The 16,747-nt window shown below is 71.0% G+C and carries 14 protein-coding genes; 10 read left to right on the plus strand and 4 right to left on the minus strand.

Going from position 1 to position 16,747, the window contains the following annotated elements; translation table 11 throughout:
* Positions 1 to 5: 5 nt before the first annotated feature.
* From AC07RV_RS24805 to AC07RV_RS24815, 3 genes are read right to left on the minus strand one after another with little or no spacing between them, the layout of a single operon-like run.
* Positions 6 to 1,169, minus strand: coding sequence for a thiolase family protein (locus tag AC07RV_RS24805; RefSeq protein WP_296784417.1), 1,164 nt, complete (start codon positions 1,167 to 1,169; stop codon positions 6 to 8).
* Positions 1,166 to 1,600 (minus strand): zinc ribbon domain-containing protein, encoded by a 435-nt coding sequence (locus tag AC07RV_RS24810; RefSeq protein WP_296784414.1) that lies wholly within the window; start codon positions 1,598 to 1,600, stop codon positions 1,166 to 1,168. The genes AC07RV_RS24805 and AC07RV_RS24810 overlap by 4 nt, the downstream gene beginning before the upstream one ends.
* Before the next feature lie 38 nt (positions 1,601 to 1,638).
* Positions 1,639 to 2,625, minus strand: a complete 987-nt coding sequence (locus tag AC07RV_RS24815; RefSeq protein WP_296784411.1) for a Bug family tripartite tricarboxylate transporter substrate binding protein — start codon at positions 2,623 to 2,625, stop codon at positions 1,639 to 1,641.
* Between the two features lie 197 nt (positions 2,626 to 2,822).
* Between AC07RV_RS24815 and AC07RV_RS24820 the strand changes: the two genes are divergently transcribed.
* From AC07RV_RS24820 to AC07RV_RS24865, 10 genes are all read left to right on the plus strand, one after another.
* Entirely contained in the window at positions 2,823 to 3,587 is a 765-nt protein-coding gene (locus tag AC07RV_RS24820) for an IclR family transcriptional regulator (RefSeq protein ID WP_203202367.1), read from the plus strand.
* 60 nt (positions 3,588 to 3,647) lie between these two features.
* Complete coding sequence (locus tag AC07RV_RS24825) at positions 3,648 to 4,799, plus strand: acyl-CoA dehydrogenase family protein (RefSeq protein ID WP_057591539.1); 1,152 nt, start codon at positions 3,648 to 3,650, stop codon at positions 4,797 to 4,799.
* A 13-nt stretch (positions 4,800 to 4,812) separates the two neighbouring features.
* The gene (locus tag AC07RV_RS24830) at positions 4,813 to 6,948 is read left to right on the plus strand and encodes an acetate--CoA ligase family protein (protein ID WP_296784405.1); all 2,136 of its coding nucleotides are present in this window, start codon (positions 4,813 to 4,815) and stop codon (positions 6,946 to 6,948) included.
* Positions 6,945 to 8,051, plus strand: coding sequence for a CaiB/BaiF CoA transferase family protein (locus tag AC07RV_RS24835; RefSeq protein ID WP_296784402.1), 1,107 nt, complete (start codon positions 6,945 to 6,947; stop codon positions 8,049 to 8,051). The genes AC07RV_RS24830 and AC07RV_RS24835 overlap by 4 nt, the downstream gene beginning before the upstream one ends.
* Positions 8,052 to 8,057: 6 nt before the next feature.
* Positions 8,058 to 9,068: an NAD(P)H-dependent flavin oxidoreductase gene (locus tag AC07RV_RS24840; RefSeq protein WP_296784400.1), complete on the plus strand. Its 1,011-nt coding sequence runs from the start codon at positions 8,058 to 8,060 to the stop codon at positions 9,066 to 9,068.
* Complete coding sequence (locus AC07RV_RS24845) at positions 9,065 to 10,024, plus strand: NAD(P)H-dependent flavin oxidoreductase (protein WP_296784397.1); 960 nt, start codon at positions 9,065 to 9,067, stop codon at positions 10,022 to 10,024. The genes AC07RV_RS24840 and AC07RV_RS24845 overlap by 4 nt, the downstream gene beginning before the upstream one ends.
* Positions 10,025 to 10,413: 389 nt before the next feature.
* The gene (locus tag AC07RV_RS24850; protein ID WP_057591534.1) at positions 10,414 to 11,763 is read left to right on the plus strand and encodes a dicarboxylate/amino acid:cation symporter; all 1,350 of its coding nucleotides are present in this window, start codon (positions 10,414 to 10,416) and stop codon (positions 11,761 to 11,763) included.
* A gap of 139 nt (positions 11,764 to 11,902) precedes the next feature.
* Positions 11,903 to 13,678, plus strand: a complete 1,776-nt coding sequence (locus tag AC07RV_RS24855; RefSeq protein WP_296784394.1) for a sensor histidine kinase — start codon at positions 11,903 to 11,905, stop codon at positions 13,676 to 13,678.
* A complete protein-coding gene (locus tag AC07RV_RS24860; protein ID WP_209544087.1) occupies positions 13,675 to 15,045 on the plus strand; it encodes a sigma-54-dependent transcriptional regulator in 1,371 nt (456 codons plus the stop codon). The genes AC07RV_RS24855 and AC07RV_RS24860 overlap by 4 nt, the downstream gene beginning before the upstream one ends.
* Positions 15,046 to 15,083: 38 nt before the next feature.
* On the plus strand, positions 15,084 to 15,953 hold the full coding sequence (locus AC07RV_RS24865) for an aldo/keto reductase (RefSeq protein WP_296784392.1): 870 nt from the start codon (positions 15,084 to 15,086) through the stop codon (positions 15,951 to 15,953).
* Between the two features lie 10 nt (positions 15,954 to 15,963).
* Here AC07RV_RS24865 and AC07RV_RS24870 read toward each other — a convergent pair whose 3' ends face one another.
* Positions 15,964 to 16,626 carry a TetR/AcrR family transcriptional regulator gene (locus AC07RV_RS24870; protein WP_093340533.1) on the minus strand — a complete coding sequence of 221 codons (663 nt, stop codon included), beginning with the start codon at positions 16,624 to 16,626 and terminating at the stop codon, positions 15,964 to 15,966.
* Between the last annotated feature and the right edge of the window lie 121 nt (positions 16,627 to 16,747).

Raw genomic sequence — 16,747 nt, forward strand, 5'->3', positions numbered from 1 at the left:
GTTCTTCAGCCGCGCGCCGTGCCGCCGAGCACGTGCGCGATCGCCACCGACCCGAGGCCGATCATGTGGGCCATGCCCCAGCGCGCGGCCGGGTGCTGGCGGCCCTCGGCCTCGCCGCGGATCTGGCGCACGATCTCGGCGATCTGGCCGATGCCCGTGGGCCCGAGCGGATGGCCCATGCCGATCAGCCCGCCCGAGGCATTGATGGCGCAGCGCCCGCCGATGCGCGAGTCGCCGCGCTCGAGGTAGGCCGCGCCCTCGCCCGGCTGGCACACGCCCACGGCCTCGCTGTAGAGCAGCTCCTCGACCGAGAAGGCGTCGTGCAGCTCGAGCAGGTCGAGCTCGGTGGCCCCGATGCCGGCCTGCTCGAGCGCGGCACGCGCGCTGTCGCGCACCAGCTCGATCGGGCCCTCGCCGTAGCGGGTCTCGTCGCGCTCGCTGCTGGCGGCCGAGGCGTGCACGCGCACGCAGCGCGCCGGATCCAGCCCGAGCCGCGCCAGCGCCTGGCCCGACACCAGCAGCACCGCGGCGGCGCCTTCGCCGCGCGGGCAGCACTGCTGCACCGTGAGGTCGCCCGCCACCTTGGGCGAGGCCAGCACCTGCTCGAGCGTGCGGGGCTTGCGGAACTGCGCATAGGGGTTGAGCGCGGCGTTGCCATGGTTCTTGACCGCCACCTTCGCCATCGACGCCATGCCGCCGCCGTGCTCGCGCAGGTAGCTGCGCGCCATCAGCGCGAACTTCACGGCCGGGATGGTGGCGGTGTCGCTCAGGCGTTCGAGCCCGTCCTTGTTGGCCGCGCGGCGGCCGTCGCCATGCTTGTCCACGCCCATCGCGAGCACCACGTCGCTGATGCCGTGCGCCACTTCCATGCAGGCCTGGCGGAAGGCGAAGGAGCCCGAGGCCGAGGCGTTCTCGACCTGCGTCACCGCGAGACCGGTCGAGCCCAGGTGGCGCAGCATCACGCGGCCCGCGGCCATGCCGATCGAGGTGGTGCCCACGTACGCGGCCTGCACCTGCTGCCAGGCCAGGCCGGCATCGGCCAGCGCGGCGCGCACGGCCGTGAGGCCCAGGTGGGTGTAGGGCGTGTCGCTCGGGAACTGATAAGGATGCAGGCCGATGCCGACCACGTAGACGCCGCCGTTGCCGGCCAGCCAGTTGCTGCTGCTCATGCCGCCGCTCCTTGCGCATCCGCCGGCACGAAGTGGCAGCCGTAGTGCTCGCCCGAGGGCAGCGGCACCGCCACCGCGCGCAGCGCCATGCCCGGTGCGAGCAGGCTTTCGTCGGCCACGCCGATCACGCCTTCCTCCACCACCTGTTCGGCGATGCGGATGTCGCCCGCGATGCTGGGCGCGCTCAGGCCCGGCACCATCGCCACGTGCAGGGTCACGTACTCGAGCAAGGTGCCGCCGCCGGGCCGTGCCACCTGCGCCGAGGCATCGATGGCGTGGCCGCAATGCATGCAGCCCGGTGCGTTGGCCGGAAAGCTCAATTGCCGGCATTGCGGGCACTGGGCGAACAGGAAGTCGAGCGAGCGGCCGTCGGCCGCGAGCCGGTAGAGCGTGGGCCGCAGGGGCTGGAGCGTGGTCAGGTCTGGGGTCATGGAGAAAAGAGTCGCGGAGGGAAGGAAGAGGCGTGGGGTCAGTCGATGCGGGCGCCCGACTGTTGAACCACCTCGCGCCAGCGCACCATCTCGGTCTTGACGAACTCGCCGAGCTTCGCGTCGCGCAGGTCCTTGAGCGGCACGCTGCCGAACTTCTCGGTGACCTGCAGCATCTCGGGGTCGACGATGGCCAGCGCGATCGCGTCGCCTAGCTTCTTCACGACCTCGGGCGGCGTCTTCGCGGGCACGAAGACCGCGCTCCAGGCCGAGGACTCGGCGCGCGGGAAGCCCAGCTCGCCCACGGTGGGCACCTCGGGCATCACCGACAGCCGCGCGCGGCCGGTCATCGCGAGCGGCTTGAGCTTGCCGGCCTGCACGAAGGGCATGACCACCACCGGGTAGTCGAACATCAGGTCGAGGTTGCCGGCCATCAGGTCGGTCAGCGCGGGGCTGCTGCCCTTGTAGGGCACGTGGGTCATCTTGGTGCCGGTGGCGACCTGGAACAGCTCGGCCGTCAGGTGCGTGCCGGTGCCCGGGCCGGCCGAGCCGAAGTTGAGCTTGCCGGGGTTGGCCTTGGCGTAGGCGATCAATTCGGGCACGGTCTTGAACGGCCGGTTCGGGTTGATCACCAGGATCAGCGGCGTCTCGGACATGGCGTGCACCGGCACGAAGTCCTTCACCGGGTCGTAGCGGATGTTCTTGTAGAGCGCGAGGTTGGCCGCCTGCGTGCCCTGGGTGCCGTAGATCAGGGTGTAGCCGTCGGGCGGCTGGCGCGAGGCCGCCTCCACGCCGATCGAGCCGCCCGCGCCGGGCCGGTTGTCGACCACCACCGGCTGCCCCAGCTTGTCGCCCACGATCTTCGCGAGCACGCGCGAGGTGTTGTCGGTGATGCCGCCCGGCGTGAACGGCACCACGAAGGTGATGGGCTTGGTGGGCCAGGCCTCGCCGGCCGCCCGGGCGGTGCCGCCGAGCAGGGCGGACACGGCCGCCAGCCCCACGAATGCTGTCTTCCAGAACTTCTGCATGCCTTGTCTCCGGGTTTGTTTTGGGTCTCGTTTGTCTACGAGTAATCGCAATATACTTCGGCCATTCGTAGGAAAACAAGAGGAAATCCGCCGATGCCGGAAAAACCCGTATCGGAAGAAACTGCCCGTCACCAATGGAAGTTCTAGACCGTCCCTTCGTTAATATTCGTGGGTCTCTACGAAATATCGGAGGAAATATGCCCACACTCGTCCCCGCCGCCGCCCGCACCATGGCGCTGCTCGAGCTGTTCGCGCGCGAAAAGCGCGAGCTCTCCAATTCCGACCTGGCGCGGCTCATGGACCTGCCCGAGAGCAGCTGCTCGGACCTGCTGCACACGCTGCACGAGCTCGGCTACCTGCTGCGCACCGCGCGCAGCCGGCGCTTCTATCCAACCGCCCGGCTGCTGGCCGTGGCCCGGGAGATCTCGGCCAGCGACCCGCTCTATGCCGTGGCCTCGGAAGCCGCCGAGCTGCTGCGCGACAAGACCGGCGAGACCGGGCTGGTCGGCCGCGTCGAGGGCGGCGTGGTCAAGGTGCTGGCCTTCTTCGAGGGCCGCCATCCGCTGCGCTACATGCAGAACCCCGGCGACAAGCTGAGCCTGCATGTCTCGGCGCTCGGCAAGGCGGCGCTGGCGCTCGGCACGCCCGAGGAGGCGGCGCGCCAGTTGCGCCTGAAGCCGCTGCGCCAGCTCGCCGAGGGAACCATCACCGACCTCGCCGCGCTCGAGGCGCAGGTGGCGCGCGCGCGCGAGCAGGGCTGGATCTGGGTCGAGAACGAAGGCGGCGACGGGCTCTCGGCCCTGGCCGTCGCCGGCTACGTGGGCGGCGAGCCGATCGCGCTCTCGGTGGCCGGCCCCACCGACCGCCTGCGCCAGCAGCGCGAACCTTTCCTGGCCGCCCTGCAGGAAGTGCAGGCGCTGGTCTTCCGTCCCCGCAACGCCCGGGAGCCCGGCGCCTCGTAGACCGAGGGCCGGGCGCCCGGCGTGCGTCCCTTTCCATCCAACGCCACAGGAGACATCTCGATGAATTTCACCCCCGACGCCGACCAGGAACTGCTGCGCGACAGCATCCGGCGCTTCATGAAGAGCGAGGTGGCGCCCCTGGTGGCGAAGCACGACGTGGAGAAGACCTTCCCGTTCGAGATCCTGAAGCAGCTCGCGCAGTTCGGCTACATCGGCGGCCGCCTGCCCGAGTCCGAAGGCGGCATGGGCCTGGACCAGATGACCTGGGCCATGCTGATGGAGGAGGCGGGCCACACCTGGCTGTCGCTGCGCACCATGCTCAACATCACGAACGGGCCGATCCACAAGATCGCGAGCGAGGGCACGGCGGCGCAGAAGAAGCGGTTCCTCGAGCCGCTGCTGGCCAGCGAGCGCCGCGTCTTCACCGCCATCAGCGAGCCCGGCACCGGCTCGAACATCGCGCAGATCCAGACCCGCGCCGACCTGCAGGGCGACCACTACGTGCTCAACGGCCGCAAGCTGTGGATCACCAACGGCGCCTTCGCCGACTTCGGCATCGTGGTGGCGCGCACCTTCAGCCCCGATTGCCAGGGGCAGCTGTCGACCTTCCTGGTCGAGCGCGAGGTCTCGCCCTTCGAGGCGCGCCGCGTCGACACCATGGTGCTGCGCAGCACCGGCACCGCCGAGCTGAGCTTCGACAACGTGAAGGTGCCGCGTGAGAACCTGCTGGGCGAGGAGGGCAGCGCGCTCAAGCGCATGCTGGTGGGGCTGGACGGCGCGCGCGTGAACATCGCGATGGGCGCGGTCGGCGCCGCGCGCGCGGCGCTCGAGCTGTCGATCGACTATGCGCGCACGCGCACCCAGTTCGGCAAGCCGATCGGCAGCTTCCAGCTGGTGCAGAAACTCATCGTCGACATGACGGTGCGCGTGGAGGCGGCGCGCGCGCTGGCGCTGCGCGCGGCCGCGGCGCTCGACGCCAACGCAGACGACGCGCGCATGGCCTGCTCGATCGCCAAGCTCTATGCCACCGAGGCCGCGCACGAGGTCGCGAGCATGGCGCTGCAGGTGCATGGCGGGCTCGGCTATTCCACCGACTACCCGATCGAGCGCATCTTCCGCGACACCCGCGGCGGCACCATTCCCGAGGGCACGACCGAGGTCCAGACGCTGATCGTCGGGCGCGAGATCCTCGGCATGTCGGCGATCGCCTGAGGGGAGCACCGCAATGCAAGGCACCCAGGACACGCGCCCGGTCGACATCGCACGGCTGATCCGCCCGCGCTCCATCGCGCTGGTCGGCGCCTCCGAGCGCGAAGGCAGCATCGGCGAGCGCACGCTGACCAACCTGATCGAACACTCCGAATTCGATGGCGAGGTCTACCTCGTCAATCCCACCAAGCCCGAGCTGCGCGGCCGGAAGTGCTGGCCCAGCGTGGCCGCGCTGCCCGCCACGCCCGACGTGGCCGTGGTCGCGGTGCCCGCGAGCGGCGTGCTGGCCGTGATCGAGGAATGCACGGCGCGCGGCGTGGGCTTCGCCGTGATCCTCAGTTCGGGCTTCGGCGAGGCCGGCGAGGAAGGCGAGCGCGAGCAGCAGCGCATGAAGGAGATCGCCGCGCGCGGCGGCCTGCGGCTGTACGGCCCCAACTGCCCGGGGCTGACCAACGTCAACCACCGGCTGGGCCTGACCTTCTCGCCCTCGTTCCCGCACGATCTCACGAAGGGCCCGATCGGCCTGGCCACGCAGGGCGGCGGCCTGGGCCGCAACGTGATGCAGGCGATGGAGCGCGGCATCGGCATCGGCCTGTGGGCTTCGACCGGCAACGAGGTCGACCTGCAGGTGGCCGACTTCATCCACTACATGGCCGACGCGCCCGACATCCAGGTGGTCGTCACGCTGCTCGAAGGCATCAAGGACGGCGCGAAGTTCGCGGCCGCGGTGCAGCGCTGCGCGGCCAACGGCAAGCCCGTGATCGGGCTCAAGGTGGGCCGCTCCGAGTACGGGCGCAAGGCCGCGCAGTCGCACACCGCCTCGCTCACCGGTTCGGCCGAGGTCAACAGCGCGGTGTTCCGCCAGTTCGGCGTGATCGAGGTCGACGACATCGACGAGCTGGTCGACACCGCCTGGCTGTTCGCGCGCGCCATGCCGGGGGCGCAGGAGGCGCTGGGCATCTACTGCTCCTCGGGCGGCACGGCCGCGCTGACCGCCGACGCGGTGGGCGCCGCCGGCCTCACCTTGGCCAGCTTCGCGCCCGAGACCACGGCGGTGCTGCGCGCCAAGCTGCCCGACTACGCGGCCATCGGCAACCCGGTCGACACCACGGCGATGGTGCTCAGCGACAAGACCGTGGTCGAGACCACGCTGGGCTGCGTGGCGAACGATCCGCACACGGGCCTGACCATCGTGCCGATCGCGCTCGACTACGGCGAGACCACCACGCGCATGGCCGACAACATCATCAACGCGCAGAAGGACAGCGCCTCGCCGATCGTGCCGATCTGGATGAGCGACCGGCTCGGCGAGGGCTATCGCAAGCTGGTGGCGGCCGGCTTCGCGCCGCCGCGCTCGGTCAACAAGTCGATCGCGGCGATCGCGCGCTGGGTCGAGTACGGGCGCTGGAAGCGCGCGAATCCGTCGAACCCCGAGGCGCAACCAGTGCTGCCGACGCGCGCGCCCGAGGGCGAGTTCGCGACGCGCAGCCTGTCGGAATCGCAGGCCAAGGCGCAGTTGAAGCAGGCGGGCATCGCGCTGCTGCCGCAAGGGCTCGCAAGCTCGGCCGAGCAGGCGCGCGCGCTGGCGGAAGGCATGGGCTACCCCGTGGTCGCGAAGATCGCGAGCGCGCAGATCGTCCACAAGTCCGACATCGGCGGCGTGAAGGTGGGCCTGCGGGACGCGGCCCAGGTCGCCGAGGCCTGGCGCGAGATCATGGCCGCGGCCGCGAAGCACCATCCCGAGGCCATGGTCGACGGCCTGCTGATCGAGAAGATGGCGCCGCGCGGCGGCACCGAACTCATGGTGGGCGTCACGCGCGACCCGGTGTTCGGCCATGTCATGACCTTCGGCCTCGGCGGCATCTACGTCGAGGTGCTGCGCGACGTGACGCGGCGCATGCTGCCTATAGGCCCGCGCGACGCGGCGGCGATGGTGCGCGAGATCCGCAGCTTCGCGCTGCTCGACGGCGCGCGCGGCCGGCCCAAGGCCGACCTCGCGGCGCTCGAGGCGCTGCTGCTGCGCGTGTCGGAGTTCGTGGTGGCGAATGCCGATCGCATCGAGGAGATGGACCTCAACCCGGTCTGGGTGGGCGCGGTGGGCGAGGGCGCGCTGCCGCTCGACGCCGTGATCATCGAGCGCGTGCCGGCATGACGCACCCCGTGGCAACGCCGCCGCTGGCCGGCATCGTGGTGGTCGACTTCAGCGAGCTGCTGCCCGGCCCCTTCTTCACGCAGAACCTGGCCGAGCTCGGCGCGCGCGTCATCAAGATCGAACGCCCGCCGCATGGCGACAACGTGCGGCGCATGGGCCCGGGCGTGTTCGAGGCCGTGAACCGCGGCAAGCAGAGCCTGCTGGTCGATCTGAAGGACGAGGCGCAGCGCGCCGAGGTGTGCGCGCTGATCGCCACGGCCGACGTGGTGGTGGAGTCGTACCGGCCCGGCGTGATGGCGCGGCTGGGGCTCGATGCCGACAGCCTGCGCGCGGAGTTCCCGCGGCTGGTCTACGTGTCGCTCAGCGGCTATGGCCAGCAGGGGCCGTGGGCCGACCTGCCGGGACACGACATCAACTACCTCGGCGCGGCCGGCGTGCTCGCGGTCTCGGGCGTGCCCGGCGGCGGTCCGGCACAGAGCTTCGGCCTGCCGGTGGCCGACCTCTGCGGCGCGATGTATGCGCTGTCGTCCACCCTGGCCGCGCTGCTGCAGCGCCAGCACACGGGCCAGGGCCAGCACCTCGACGTGGCGCTGGCCGACTGCGCGCTGCACTGGATGAATCCGCGCCTCGGCGCCTGGCGCTCGTCGGGCGATGCGGACCTGGCAGCGCAGCGCGAGGCCACGCTGGTGAAGGCGGCCTACGGCGCCTTCCTGTGCCGCGACGGCAGGCACCTGTCGGTGGCCGCGCTCGAGGACCACTTCTGGGCCCGGCTGTGCGAAGCGCTCGATCTCTCGCCCTATGGCGACGCGGCCTTCCGCTCGCATGGTGCGCGCAAGAAGGTGGCGCCGGCGATCAATGCGCGGCTGGCCGAGGCACTGGCCGCGCTCGATGCGGACGACGCCTTCGCGCTGCTGCAGCGGCACGACGTGCCGGTGGCGCCGGTGGTGGAGCCGGCCGCGCTCGCGGCGCTGCCGCAGTTCGCACAGCGCGGCAAGTTCGAGGGCGATGCGGCGCTCGCGCTCGCGCGCTATCCGGTGCCGATGGCGGGCGTCGTGCCCGGCGGTCTCGGCGGCGCGCCGCGGCTCGACAGCGCGCGCGGCTGAACGGCCATGACGGCACCGTTCTTCCGCACCCGCATCACCGAGCTGTTCGGCATCGACCATCCGATCCTCGGCGGCGGGCTGATGTGGCTGTCGGACGCGCGCTACGTGGCTGCGCTGGTGAACGCCGGCTGCATGGGCTTCGTCACGCCGCGCTCCTTCGCCGACGACACGGCCTTCGCGGCCGCGCTCGTGCAATGCCGCGAGTTGACGCGCGGGCGGCCCTTCGGCGTGAACCTCACGCTCTCGAAGCGGCCCGAGGCCAACACGGCGGTGCGGCGCTGGATGGAGATCGCGCTCGCGCACGGCGTGCGCCATTTCGAGACCGCGGGCTATGCGCCCGGCGAGCTGATCGGCACCTTGCACGCGGCCGGTGCGGTGGTGCTCCACAAGGCGCCGGGCCTGCGCCATGCGCTCGCGGCCGAGCGCGCGGGCGCCGATGCGGTGGCGCTGGTCGGCATGGAGGAGGGCGGCCATCCGGGCGCCAACGAGCTGCCGACCATGCTGCTGGGCGCGCTCGCGGCCGAACAGCTGCGCGTGCCGGTGGTGCTGGCCGGCGGCATCGGCCATGGGCGCCAGCTCGCGGCCGTGCTCGCGCAGGGGCTCGACGGCGTGCTGATCGGCAGCCGCTTCCTGGTGGCTGAGGAGATCGCCACCCATCCGGCCTACAAGCGCCATCTGCTCGACTGCGACGAGCAGTCCACGGTGCGGCTGCTGCACACGCTGGGCAACACCTGGCGCGTGCTGCGCAACGAGACCGCGCGCGAGGTCGAGGCGATCGAGCGGGCCGGCGCGGCCGACCACGCCGCCTTCGGCACGCTGATCGACGGCCGCGCGACGCGCGACCACTGCTATGCGCAGGGCGACTGGCAGCGCGGCATGGTGTCGCTCGGGCCCTCGATCGCCTTCGCGCGGCGCATCGAGCCGCTGGCGGCCATCGTGGCCGAACTGCTGGCGCAGGCGCGGGCCTCGCTCGCGCGCCTGCCTTCCCTCGTGTCCCCCGTACCGGAGCCCGCATGACGCAGCGCCTGCCTTTCCTCGATCGCCTGGCGGTGCCCGCGATCGCCGCGCCGATGCTGCGCGTGTCGGGCATCGAACTGGTGTCGGCCGCCTGCCGCGCCGGCGTGGTCGGCGCCTTCCCGACCGCCAATGCGGAATCGCTCGAGGCCTTCGCGGGCTGGATGGCACGGCTCAACGACGAGGCGGCCGCGGCGCGCGATGCCGGCACCGCGCATGCGCCCTGGTGCCCCAACCTGATCATGCGGCGCGACCCGGCACGCGTGCGCGCCGAGGTCGAGCTGATCGTGCGGCACCGCGCCGAACTCGTGATCACCAGCGTGGGCTCGCCCGCGGCGGTGATTCCCGCGCTGCACGACGGCGGCTGCCTGGTGCTGGCCGACGTGGCCTCGGTGCACCACGCCGAGCGCGCCATCGAGGCCGGCGCCGACGGCCTGGTGCTGCTGACGGCGGGCGCGGGCGGCCACACCGGCTGGGCCAATCCCTTCGCCTTCGTGCGCGCGGTGCGCGCCTTCTTCGACGGCCCGCTGGTGCTGGCCGGCGGCCTGCCCGACGGCGTGGCGCTGCGCGCGGCCACCGTGCTGGGCTGCGACCTGGGCTCGATGGGCACGCGCTTCATCGCCACCGAGCAGAGCCTGGCCTCGGCGCCCTACAAGAAGATGCTGGCCGCGAGCTCGCTCGACGACGTGATGACCACGCGCGCCTTCACCGGCCTGCCGGCCAACTTCCTGCGGCCCTCGGTGGTGAACGCGGGGCTCGATCCGGCGGCGCTCGACGAGACGGTGTCGGTGCAGGAGGCGCGCCAGCGCTTCGGCGGCGGCTCCGAAGGCGCCGTGATCCAGCGCTGGGCCGACCTGTGGAGCGCCGGGCATTCGGTCGGCGGGGTGGCCGGGCTGGCCACGGTCGAGCAGGTGGTGCGCGGGCTGCGCGCGGAATTCCACGCCTCCGCATCGGCCTAGGGTTTTCCCTGAAAGGCGCGTCCGAAACGCCGGACGGCCCGCGCGGGCCGCGTCCGGAAGCGCGGCGCGGGGCCTTGTTGGATCCTGATTTTCTTCAATGAAATCAACGACTTGAGTCGGGTTCGCGTGCCATTTTTACTGGCATGTGCGTTGCTCTGTGTTCTCCACTGCCGGCGCTGCCTTTTCGGACGGCGCAGCCGGCGACAACGAGCCCAGGAGACAACCATGACCCTCAGCCGACCGGCCTTGCGGCCCCCTTCGCCAGCACGCCCCGCTCACCGCGGCGGCGCGCCGGCGCGCTGACCCCCGTCCGACCGCGCCCGTCGGGCGCACCCCATTCCATCCCAGTGTTCAGTCCCGGCCGGCCCCCGGCCTCAAGGAGATTTCCCGTGGACCACGTATCCGCATCCGCCCCCAAGCCCTTCTACAGATCGCTGTACTTCCAGGTCATCACCGCCATCGTCATCGGCGTGCTGCTCGGCCACTTCTATCCCGACACCGGCGCCGCGATGAAGCCGCTGGGCGACGGCTTCATCAAGCTGATCAAGATGATCATCGCGCCGATCATCTTCTGCACGGTGGTGGTCGGCATCGCCGGCATGGAGGACATGAAGAAGGTCGGCAAGACCGGCGGCCTCGCGCTGCTGTACTTCGAGATCGTCAGCACCATCGCGCTGATCGTCGGCCTGGTCATCATCAACATCGTGCAGCCCGGCCACGGCATGAACGTGGACCCGAGCCAGCTCGACGCCAAGTCGATCGCGGCCTACACCGGCCCGGGCAAGATGGCCTCGACCACCGAGTTCCTGCTCAACGTGATCCCGACCACCGTGGTCGATGCCTTCGCCAAGGGCGAGATCCTGCAGGTGCTGCTGTTCGCCGTGATGTTCGGCTTCGCGCTGCACCGCTTCGGCGGCCGCGGCACGCTGGTGTTCGACTTCATCGAGAAGTTCTCGCACGTGCTGTTCACCATCGTCGGCTACATCATGAAGGTGGCCCCGATCGGTGCCTTCGGCGCGATGGCCTTCACCATCGGCAAGTACGGCGTGGGCTCGCTGGTGCAGCTCGGCGCGCTGATGGCGACCTTCTACGCCACCTGCCTGTTCTTCATCTTCGTGGTGCTCGGCGCGATCGCGCGCGCGCACGGCTTCAGCATCTGGAAGTTCATCAAGTACATCAAGGAAGAGCTGCTGATCGTGCTGGGCACCTCCTCGAGCGAGGCCGCGCTGCCGCGCATGATGGCCAAGATGGAGAACCTCGGCGCCAAGAAGTCGGTGGTCGGCCTGGTGATTCCCACCGGCTACTCGTTCAACCTCGACGGCACCTCGATCTACCTGACCATGGCCGCGGTGTTCATCGCCCAGGCCACCAACACGCCGATGTCGATCACCCAGCAGATCACGCTGCTGCTGGTGCTGCTGCTGACCTCGAAGGGCGCGGCCGGCGTGACCGGCAGCGGCTTCATCGTGCTGGCGGCCACGCTGTCGGCCGTGGGCCACGTGCCGGTGGCGGGCCTGGCGCTGATCCTGGGCATCGACCGCTTCATGTCGGAAGCGCGCGCGCTGACCAACCTGATCGGCAACGGCGTGGCCACCATGGTGGTCGCGAAGTGGACCGGCGACCTCGACACCGAGCGCCTGACCAGCCAGCTGAACCAGGGCAGCGGCGCCGAGGCCGACGAGCCCGAGCTGGTGCTCGACGCCAAGGAAGCGCACATGCCCGCGGGCAGCGGGCGCTGATCGGGGCCGGCGTTCGCGCCGGTCTTTCCTCGGACGCCCGCCTCGCGCGGGCGTCCTGCCTTGCGGCTTCGCAATCTGCATTAACCTGCGCCCCGAGAACCGAACCCGAGCGGCGCGCCCTTCCATGGAGACTTCCACCGTGACCTTCCGTCCCCGCACCCGGCGCGCGGTGGTGCGCTGGTGCGCCGCGCTCGTGCTGGTGGCGCTGTCCGCCCTGGTCGGCCACCACCTTTCCACGCAGGCTGGCCTGGCGCGATTGCGCGAGGCGGCAGAGCATCGGCTCGACATGGTCGCCACCGGGCTCGATGCCGAGCTGACGCGCTTCGACTACCTGCCCGCGCTGCTCGAGATGACGCCGGTGGTGCCCGCGCTGCTGAACGCGCCGGCCGACGCCTCGCTGCGCGACGCCGCCAACCGCTACCTCGCGGGCGTGAACGCCACCGCGCGCGCCGAGATGCTCTACGTGCTCGATGCCGGCGGCACCTCGCTCGCGGCCTCCGACTGGGACCGGCCCGGCACCACGCTGGGCCAGCACTACGAGTTCCGGCCCTACATGATCGATGCGCTGGCCCAGGGGCGCGGCCGCTTCTACGGCGTGGGCATCACGAGCCGACGGCCCGGCTACTACCTCTCGTACGCGCTGCGCCGCGAGCCGGCCGTGCCCGGCGTGGTCACGGTGAAGATCAACCTCGAGGACAACGAGGCCGCGTGGCGCAAGCTGCCGGGCGACGTGATGGTGGTGGACCAGCGCGGCGTGGTGATCCTTGCCACGCGCGACGACCTCAAGTTCCGGCCGCTGCTGCCGCTCGACGCGCTGCAGCGCGCCGAGGTGCTGCGCTCGCGGCCCTATGGCGAGGCCGCGCTCGCGCCGCTGCGCTGGCAGCGGCTGGAGGCGCTGGCGCCGGGCGTGCAGCTGATCCGCGTGGAGGGCGCCGACCGGCTCGTCGCCAGCCGCACCCTGCGCAACGCGCCGTGGCAGCTGCTCACGCTCGACGACATGGCGCCGCTGCGCGTGGCCGCGCGCAATGCCGCGGTGACCGCCGGGCTCGGCATGGTCGCGCTGCTGCTGCTGGGCGTGACCCTGTGGCAGCGCCGCCGCGCCGAGCGCCAGAAGCTCGCCAACCAGGCCGCGCTGCAGGCCGCGCACGACAGCCTCGAGTCGATGGTGGCGGCGCGCACCGCGCAGCTGCGCGCCGCGCAGGACGAGCTGGTGCAGGCCGGCAAGATGGCCGCGCTGGGCCAGATGTCGGCCGGCCTCGCGCACGAGCTCAACCAGCCGCTGACCGCGATGCGCACGCTGTCGGAGAGCGCGGCCATCCTGCTCGACCACGAACGCCACGACGAGGTGCGCGGCAACCTCAAGCGCATCCGCGACATGGTCGACCGCCTCGCGCGGCTGACCGCGCAGCTCAAGACCTTCTCGCACAAGAACCAGCTCGGGCCCTCGCCGGTGGCGCTGGCCGCCGCGATCGACGATGCGCGCGTGATCGTCGCCGGCGCCGAGCAGAAGCACGGCGTGCAGGTCGAGGTCGACATCGAGCCGCCGCAGCTCGCCGTGATGGCCGACGAGGCCGCGCTCGGCAGCGTGCTTGTGAACCTGATGCGCAACGCGATCGAGGCCATGGAGCACATGCCGCAGCGCGTGCTGCGTTTGCAGGGGCGGCTCAGCGAGGACGGCCGCGCGGTGCTGACCGTGAGCGACACCGGCCCCGGCATCCGCGACGACGTGGTGCCGAAGCTGTTCGAGCCCTTCGTCACCACCAAGCCCGCGGGTTCGGGGCTGGGGCTGGGCCTCGTGCTGTGCGCGCAACTCGTGCGCGCCATGAACGGCGGCCTGCGGGCGGACAACCGGGAGGGCGGCGGGGCATACTTCGTCGTCGACCTGCCGGCCGCCAGCCCCCACGCCCACCCATGACACCACCGCCCGCCAACGAAGCCTCCGCCATCCGCGTGCTGCTCGTCGAAGACGACGACGACGTGCGCCTGAGCACCGCGCAGATGCTGGGCCTGGCGGGCTTCGAGGTCGAGGCCTTCGCGAGCGTGGAGCGGGTGCGGCCGCACATCGCCTTCGGCGTGCCCGCGGTGGTGGTGTGCGACGTGCGGCTGCCGCGCATGAGCGGCACCGAGTGGCTGGTGGAGGTGCGCGGCATCGATCCCGAGCTGCCGGTGATCCTGGTCACGGGCCATGGCCACATCGCGATGGCGGTGGCGGCGATGCGCGACGGCGCCTACGACTTCATCGAGAAGCCCTTCACCACCGAGCGGCTGGTGGCCATCGTGCGGCATGCGATCGAGCGGCGGCAGCTGGCGCTGCAGGTGCGCAGCCTGCGCGAGGCGCTCGACAACTGGAACGGCATCCAGTCGGTGCTGATCGGCCGCTCGGCCCAGATGCAGCGGGTGCGGCGCAACGTGATGACCCTGGCCGGCACCTCGGCCGACGTGCTGATCTACGGCGAGACCGGCACCGGCAAGGAGATGGTGGCGCGCTGCCTGCACGACCACAGCGAGCGGCGGCGCGAGCACTTCGTGCCGCTGAACTGCGGCGGCCTGCCCGAGGCGCTGGCCGAGAGCGAGCTGTTCGGCCACGAGGCCGGCGCCTTCACCAGCGCCAACCGCACGCGCGTGGGCAAGTTCGAATACGCGAGCGGCGGCACCCTGTTCCTCGACGAGATCGAGAGCATGCCGATGGCGGTGCAGATCAAGCTGCTGCGCGCGCTGCAGGAGCGCAGCATCGAGCGCATCGGCTCGAACAAGCCGATCCCCTTCGACTGCCGCGTGGTGGCCGCGAGCAAGGAGGACCTGAAGGCGCTGAGCGACCGGCAGAAATTCCGCGCCGACCTCTACTACCGCATCGGCGTGGCGTTCATCGAGCTGCCGCCGCTGCGCGAGCGGCGCGAGGACATCCCGCTCTTGTTCGAGCACTTCACGCTGCAGGCTGCGAAGAAGTACGACCGGCCCGCGCCGGTGCCCAGCCATGCGCAGCTCGCCGACCTGATGGCCTATGCCTGGCCCGGCAACGTGCGCGAGCTGCGCAACGTGGCCGACCGCTTCGTGCTGGGCCTGCTCGGCGAGCGGCTCACCTTGCTGCGCGCGAGCGACGAGGAGGTGCTGCCACAGGCCCTGCCGCAGCAGGTGGAGGCCTTCGAGCGTGCCGTCATCGTCGAGGCGCTGCGCCAGCACCAGGGCGATCAGCCGGCCACCGCGGGCGCGCTGGGCATCGCGCGCCAGACCCTGTTCGACAAGCTGCGCAAGCTCGGCATCGCGGCCGAGGAATTCAAGTAACTCGCGTGCAGGCATTCGGCCGGCGCTAGCATGGCCCGATGCGAACACTCTCCTTTCCCCAAGGCGCCGGCAACGGCAACGAGATGCCCGTGCTCGGGCTGGGCACCTGGCGCATGGGCGAGGCCGCGGGCCGCCGCCAGGCCGAGGTGGCCGCGGTGCGCGAGGCCATCGCGCTCGGCTACCGCCTGATCGACACCGCCGAGATGTACGGCGAGGGCGGCGCCGAGACCGTGGTGGGCCAGGCCGTGGCCGAGGCGCTGCGCGCCAACGAGGTGCGGCGCGACGAGCTCTTCATCGTCAGCAAGGTCTATCCGCACAACGCGAGCCGGCGCGGCACGCCCGAGGCCTGCGAGCGCAGCCTGAAGCGCCTGGGCCTCGATGCCATCGACCTCTACCTGCTGCACTGGCGCGGCAGCCATCCGCTGGCCGAAACCGTCGATGCCCTGCAGGCGCTGGTGGCGCGCGGGCGCATCGCGCGCTGGGGCGTGAGCAACTTCGACACCGACGACATGGAGGAACTGGCGCCGCTGGGGCAGGGCGGCCCCTCGTGCGCGGCGAACCAGGTCTATTTGTCGCTCGGCGAGCGCGGTCCCGAGTTCAGCCTGCTGCCCTGGCAGCGCGAGCGCGGCATGCCGCTGATGGCCTACAGCCCGATCGACCAGGGCGCGCTGGCCGACGACGAGGGGCTCGGCGAACTCGCGGCGGACCTGGGCGTGAGCGCGGCCCAGCTCGCGCTGGCCGCGGTCATCGCACGGCCGGGCGTGGCGGCGATTCCGAAGGCGGTGGGCAGCGCGCATCTGAAGGAGAACTTCGCGGCGGCCTCGTTGACGCTCGACGCCGGCGTGCTCGCGAAGCTCGACCGGCTGCATCCGCCGCCGAAGCGCAAGACGGCGCTCGCGATGATCTGATCGGCGGCGGCTAGGCCGCGTCGCCGCTGCGGTCGCAGAGGTAGCTGATCACCATGTCCGAGGCGTGCCTGAGCCGCGACTGCTGGCGGTCCGAGGCGCCGAGGTCGACGTCGAGCACATAGGAGAGCGTGTAGCGGTTGGTGATGAAGTACGAGCCCAGGCCCGAGATCGAGACGTAGAGGTCGACCCAGTCGGCATCGCGGCGGAACACGCCCTTCTGCTTGCCCGACTCGAGGATGGTCGACAGCGCGGTGCGCAGCGGGTTGAACATCTCCGAGATCACCTTCGACTTGCGGATGTGCACCGCCTTGTGCAGGTTCTCGGTCGACAGCAGCTGGTGGAACTCGGGCTGGTCGATGAAGTGCTGCACCGTCTTCTCGACCAGCTCGCGCATGTCGCGCACCGGGTCCTCGCCCGTGAGAGCGAGCTCGTTCTGGCGCTCGCGCATCGCGCCGTAGGCGCGCTCCATCACCTCGATGAACAGCGCCTCCTTGCTGTCGAAGTAGTGATAGACGAGGTTCTTGCTGATCTTGCAGCGGGCCACGATCGCGTCGATGCGCGCGCCGTCGTAGCCGTGCGCGGCGAACTCCTTGCTCGCGATCTTCAAGATCCGGTCTCGCGTTGCCACGGCATTGCGCTGCCGCGGCTTGGGCGTCTTTGTGTCGTGTGTCATGGGTCCTGATGTCGGCGAGGCACCACCGAGGCCGCGAGTCTACTTCCGGCGCGGGCGCGAAAAAGATGCAAAACAAAGGTTGACATCGTGCGGTCACGGCTCCTATATTTCGCCCTCAATG

Source organism: Variovorax sp. GW821-FHT09B01 (assembly GCF_059418345.1).